Origin of the sequence: Streptantibioticus parmotrematis (assembly GCF_019890615.1) — a bacterium.
Lineage (GTDB): Bacteria > Actinomycetota > Actinomycetes > Streptomycetales > Streptomycetaceae > Streptantibioticus_D > Streptantibioticus_D parmotrematis.
The window spans coordinates 155,760-160,714 of the sequence record NZ_JAINVZ010000008.1; the positions used below are offsets into that span (position 1 = coordinate 155,760).

4 protein-coding genes are annotated in these 4,955 nt (G+C 73.1%); all 4 read left to right on the plus strand.

What is annotated here, in order from left to right; all coding sequences use genetic code 11:
- Nucleotides 1–35: 35 nt before the first annotated feature.
- The 4 genes from K7472_RS14500 to K7472_RS14515 all read left to right on the plus strand — a co-directional run bounded on the left by K7472_RS14500 (nucleotide 36) and on the right by K7472_RS14515 (nucleotide 4,795).
- Nucleotides 36–2,957 carry a WXG100 family type VII secretion target gene (locus tag K7472_RS14500; RefSeq protein WP_222977912.1) on the plus strand — a complete coding sequence of 974 codons (2,922 nt, stop codon included), beginning with the start codon at nucleotides 36–38 and terminating at the stop codon, nucleotides 2,955–2,957.
- A gap of 158 nt (nucleotides 2,958–3,115) precedes the next feature.
- Nucleotides 3,116–3,559 (plus strand): YbaB/EbfC family nucleoid-associated protein, encoded by a 444-nt coding sequence (locus K7472_RS14505; RefSeq protein ID WP_222977914.1) that lies wholly within the window; start codon nucleotides 3,116–3,118, stop codon nucleotides 3,557–3,559.
- A complete protein-coding gene (locus tag K7472_RS14510; RefSeq protein ID WP_222977915.1) occupies nucleotides 3,552–3,929 on the plus strand; it encodes a hypothetical protein in 378 nt (125 codons plus the stop codon). The genes K7472_RS14505 and K7472_RS14510 overlap by 8 nt, the downstream gene beginning before the upstream one ends.
- Nucleotides 3,930–3,985: 56 nt before the next feature.
- Nucleotides 3,986–4,795 (plus strand): type VII secretion system-associated protein, encoded by an 810-nt coding sequence (locus tag K7472_RS14515; protein ID WP_222977916.1) that lies wholly within the window; start codon nucleotides 3,986–3,988, stop codon nucleotides 4,793–4,795.
- The last annotated feature ends 160 nt before the right edge of the window (nucleotides 4,796–4,955 follow it).

Here is a 4,955-nt window from a genome sequence, read left to right on the forward strand (position 1 = left end):
ACGATCACTCATCGGGGCATGGGAGCGCGGACGGCATGGCTGACCCCAAGTACAGCGACGACAACACGGATGGCTTCAGCAGCAGTTCCGGCGGTGTCATCGCGGACGGCACGGGTGACACGACGGGGGACTACAGCGACTGGGACTGGAAGAAGATCATGGCGGCCATCACCGGCGGCGCCGCCTACAGCGACCCCACCCTCGTCGCCCACCCGTCCGACCCGCAGACCCTCCAGACGGCAGCCGACACCCTCTCCTACGTGGAAGGGGTGTTGCAGGAGGTGGCCCGGGGGATCGCGACGCAGACGAACGCGTTGACCGGTGAGCACGGCCCCTGGCAGGGGGCGGCCGCCAGGGCGTTGAACGGGGCGATGTCCAGCGTCGCCCAGCAGACCCAGCAGATGGCCGACGCCCTGTCCGGCGGCGTCACGGGGGACGAGAACGTCCCCCAGCAGCTCGCGAACAACGCGCAGAACCTGCGCATGGCGATCGACAAGATCAATGACATCAACACCTGGTACGCGAACCAGGCGTTGAAGATCAACCCGCATCTGAAGATGCCGAACGGGCTCGTCGAGGTCCACAAGATCCCGCAGATCGTCACCATGATGAGCAACGACATGCGGCAGGTCCTCACCACTCTCTCGAACCACTACACGGTCTCGAAGGACTCGGTGGCCCAGCCGAGTTCACCGAACAACCCGAACAACGCGCGGCCGAACGTCTCCGACTTCGGCATCGGCGATCCGAACGCGGGCGCCGTCCCGTTCCCGGGCCCGGGGGCCTTCCCCAACCTCGCGGACTTCAACGACCCGAACGTCCAGAGCCCGGACCTCCAGAACGACGGGCCCGGTACGGGGAACGTCCCGGACTTCGGCGGCGTGGACTCCGGCCCGGGCGCCGTCGCTCCCGGCCTCGGCGTGAACGCCCCCGACTTCGGCGACGACACCCCCGGCGCCGACGAGAAGGTGCCCGACTTCGGCACCGGCCTCCCCGGGGGGCCGGGCACCGGCGCGCCGGACGACGGGGCGGGCGCCGCGCCCGACGCCTCGTCGGACGCGGCGGACGTGGGGAGCCCGGCCCCGTTCCCCGGCGACACCTCCCTGGAGAACGGGGGGCCGGACCTTCCCACCACCGGGCAGCTCGATCCCGCCATGGACGCGGCGCTCAATCCGCCCGCCGTCGTCCCCGCTCCCGGACTGGGGCTCGGGGACGACACTCCGGCGGGCTCCGTGAAAAGCCCCAAGGTGACCGCCCCCGCAGTGTCGCCGTTCCCCGGGGACACCGGCCTGGACACCCCCGGCGGCGCGGCGGACCCGGCCGGGGCGGCGGGTGCGAGTGTGGCACCGTTCCCGGGCGCCGACACGCCGGACCTGGACACCTCCGGCACCGGCGCGCCCGGCCTCGGCTCCCTGGCGGGCGGCGTCCCTGATACCGGACTGGGCGGCGGGTTGGGAAGTGGGCTGGGCAGCGGGCCCGGCGCCGGGGCGGGCAGCCCGCCGGCGAATGGCACCGTGCAGGGATTCCCCGGCGATACGAAGCTGTCCGACGCGGGTGCGCTCGGCTCTGAGCCGGGGATGCCGATGATGCCGATGGGTGGGGGTTCTGCGGGTCTGGGTGGTGCCGGGGGTGAGGTGGGTGCGCCGGACGCGGCGGGTCTGCTGGGGGGTGACGCGGAGCCGTGGGATGGCTCGGCGGCGTTGCCGGATGGTGTGTCGGGTGGCGCGGAGCAAGGCGGTCCCGGGCTGAGCCTGCCCGGGGACCAGGCCGCCGCGGGCGGGCCGGGTCTGAGCATGCCCGGCGACGGAGCAGCAGGTGACGTACCGTCAAATTCCGCGACGCCAGGCGAGAGTCCGGCAGCCGGGGGCCCCGCGGACGGCATGCCGATGATGCCCATGGGCGGTCTGGGCCAGCCCGGCGGCGGTGACCGGGAGCACGAACGCTCCGAAGCGTCCGGCCTGTTGTCCGGTACGGCGGAGCCCTGGGCGAGCTTCTTCGAGGGCGGTGGCGATCCCATGGGTTCGCCGCACGGCACGCCGCGTGACGAGGGCGGCCTGACGATGCCGGACGAAGACGGCCTGGCCGCCGACCTCTTCTCCGGGCAACCGGCCGCGGCCTCCTCCGCCGACAGTCCGGGCGGGCACCTGGACACCGAGGAGTTCCTGGCGGGAACGGCGGAGTGGCTGCCGTACCTCGCGGCGGGTGCGGCAGCGACGAACACCGGGGACCACGTCAACGAGACGCGGTACACCTCCCGCTTGCCCGGGGACCCCGCCGCGCCTGTGTGGGGAGAAGCGGAAGCCGAACACGAGCAGGCGCCGTGGGCGGTCGCCGGTGCGCCGGAGGCCGCTGCCGTCCCGGAGGCCGCCGCCCCGGAACCGGAGCGCGAGGCCCGGGAGCACCAACAGGCCCCACGGGACGAAGCTTCGCACCCCGATGCCATCGGCGCCGACGACGCCCCCGTGACCGCCGACACCCCGGTTGCCGTCGCCACCCCCGTGGCCCTCGACACCCCCATGGCCGACGACGCCCCTTCGGCTGACGATCCCGCCGCCTGGGACGCGGCGGCGGCCTCCCTCCTGCCTCTGCTCGCCCGTGGCCACGGCGCCGTGACGAGCGGTGAGGAGGCCGGGGCGGAGGGCGACCGGCAGGACGCGGCCGCGGCCACGGCGGTCGCCGCGGGCGCGTACACCATCGCCCGGTCCACGACCGCGGACGCCTCACCCGCCGCGCCGGAGCGGGTGGCGTGGCGACCGAAGGCGACCGGGCCCCAACTGGTCGAGCTGACCTGCTCGTTCGACGACCCGCCCGAGGAGCCGCAGGCGTCCGCTCACGACGTGGCCGAGGTGGGGCGGGGCACCGGAGCGAAGGTCGTGCGCCGGGAGCGGGAACGCGACGGGGAGGGCGGGAACAGCGTGGCCGACCTGCTGCGGCAGGGTGAGGAGGTCTGGGGCTGAGCCGGGGTGCGTGCCGTCCCCCGTCGCGCGTTGAACGCGCAGGCAGAAGCGACTGTACGCACGGCCCGACTCGTCGCCGTCCGGTGTGCGGGGGCGGGGGAGACGGGTTGACTGAGGGCATCTGCCGCATGATCGAACACGGCGTTGGGAGAACCGGGATGTCGTCCCCGTACGACGAGCAGGTCGAGAACCTGCTCGCGCGGTACCGCGAGGCCCGCGAGCAGGCCGCCGACACCCGGCGGCACATCAACGAGACCGAGGCGACGGTGACGGCGCCGCGCAAGGTCGTCAAGGTGACCGTCGGGGCCCAGGGCCAAGTCACGGCGCTGGACTTTCCCACCGCCGCGTACCGCACGATGACTCCGAAGGACCTGTCGAGGACGGTCCTGACCGCCCTCGAACAGGCCCGCTCCCAGGCCCTGTCGAAGGTGGCCGAGGTCGCGCTGAGCGGAATGCTCGGCGGCGTGCCGACCGCCGACCTGCTGCGCGGGGACGTCGACGCCCGGTCCTTCCTGCCCGAGGACCTGGAACTGCCGGAGGCCGTGCGCGCCTACGTGGACCACGGCCTGGGCGTGCCGGAGGAGGGGGACCGTCGTGGCTGACGGCTCGCAGGCGTCGAACGGCGACTTCACCGTCGACACCGACAAGTTGAAGCCCGCCGTCGCCAAACTCCAGACTCTCGCCACCCAGTTGAAGTCCGCGGGCAAGCAGCTGGACGACGTGTGCCAGTCCTACGGGCAGCCCTGGGGCGACGACTCCACGGGCAAGAAGTTCTACGACAAGTACGAGGACCCGCACAGCCAGATGATCACCGCCGCGTACCGGAGCAGCGCCACGCTGGAGGACTCGGCGGGCCAGATGGGCGACATGGTGACCTCCTTCGAGAAGGTCGAGGAGACGGCAGGGGACGAGGGACGGCGTCTGCGGGTGTCCGCCGACGACCCCCACGGCGACCAGGGCGCCGCCTCGTAACGGTCCGGGACGAGGGCAGCGAGCGAATTCGGTACGAGTGGATCTGGGAGAGCACGATGAGCGGGACGCCGGACGGCGGCAGGCCGGAACGGGAGCCGGTGGCGCAGCCGGGTCCGCGGGCGGGCGAGACGGCCGAAGCGGAGGAACCCCGTCCTCCTGTGGGGCCCGGGTCGCAGGACCTGGCGGAGTCGCCGCCCGTTCCGGACCACATCCGTGAGGCGGCCCGCCGGGCACCCGACCACTGGTTCGGAATGGTCGACCCCACCTGGTCGGGCGAGGGCGCTCCGCCGGACTGGGCTGTGGTCGGCCAGTGGCGTTCCGACTCGGCCGGCGAGATCGTCGAGTGGCGTGACAACGAGGAGTACCAGCCCTCCCCGAAGGCGCTGGAGTGGGACGACCCGACCGACCCGGTGGACGCCGCCGTACAGCTCGCCGCGACCGGCTACGGACCGGCCGAGGCCGTGACGCGCGCGCTGGCCGACGCGGAGGTCGCGGTCTTCCTCGCCCCGGGCGGCGGCCTTCTGTCCGCCGTCGCGCCGGACGACTCGACACCGGTCGTGCCGGTGTTCACCTCGCCGGCCCACCTGCACGCGGCGGGCAGGCTGTCGTTCGTCACCATGAAGGCCGTCGACCTGCTCGACCGGCTCCCCGAAGGCCATCTGGTCTATCTGAACCCCTCAGGATCGGTGAGCATGGCGGTGGATTCGACGCCCTTGCGTGAGGCGTTGACCACCGGTGGCGAGCCGGACGGCGGGAGCGCCTGGTCCGGTGACCTGGACGAGATCCTGCCGCTTCAGCCCGCCGAGGAAGGCGGGGACGCCACGGGTGGCGCCATGGCCCACCCCCTGGACGGTGAACATCCCTGATCCCAGCCGCCGTCGTCCACGAGCGCGCGGAACGCCGCTCGTGGCCCCCTGAACGTCCGACCGTGGCCGCCGGTCCCATGACCGGTCGCCCACGGGTATTCCGCTCGCTGTGCGCCGGCCCTTCCGGCCCTGTGCCGTGTCGAATTGGTGGTCGCCGTCC

Bases quoted from the DNA above. Each gene is read 5' to 3' on its own strand.
- K7472_RS14500 (WP_222977912.1), top strand. From the start codon at position 36: ATGGCTGACCCCAAGTACAGCGACGACAACACGGATGGCTTCAGCAGC.
- K7472_RS14515 (WP_222977916.1), top strand. From the start codon at position 3,986: ATGAGCGGGACGCCGGACGGCGGCAGGCCGGAACGGGAGCCGGTGGCG.
- K7472_RS14505 (WP_222977914.1), top strand. From the start codon at position 3,116: ATGTCGTCCCCGTACGACGAGCAGGTCGAGAACCTGCTCGCGCGGTAC.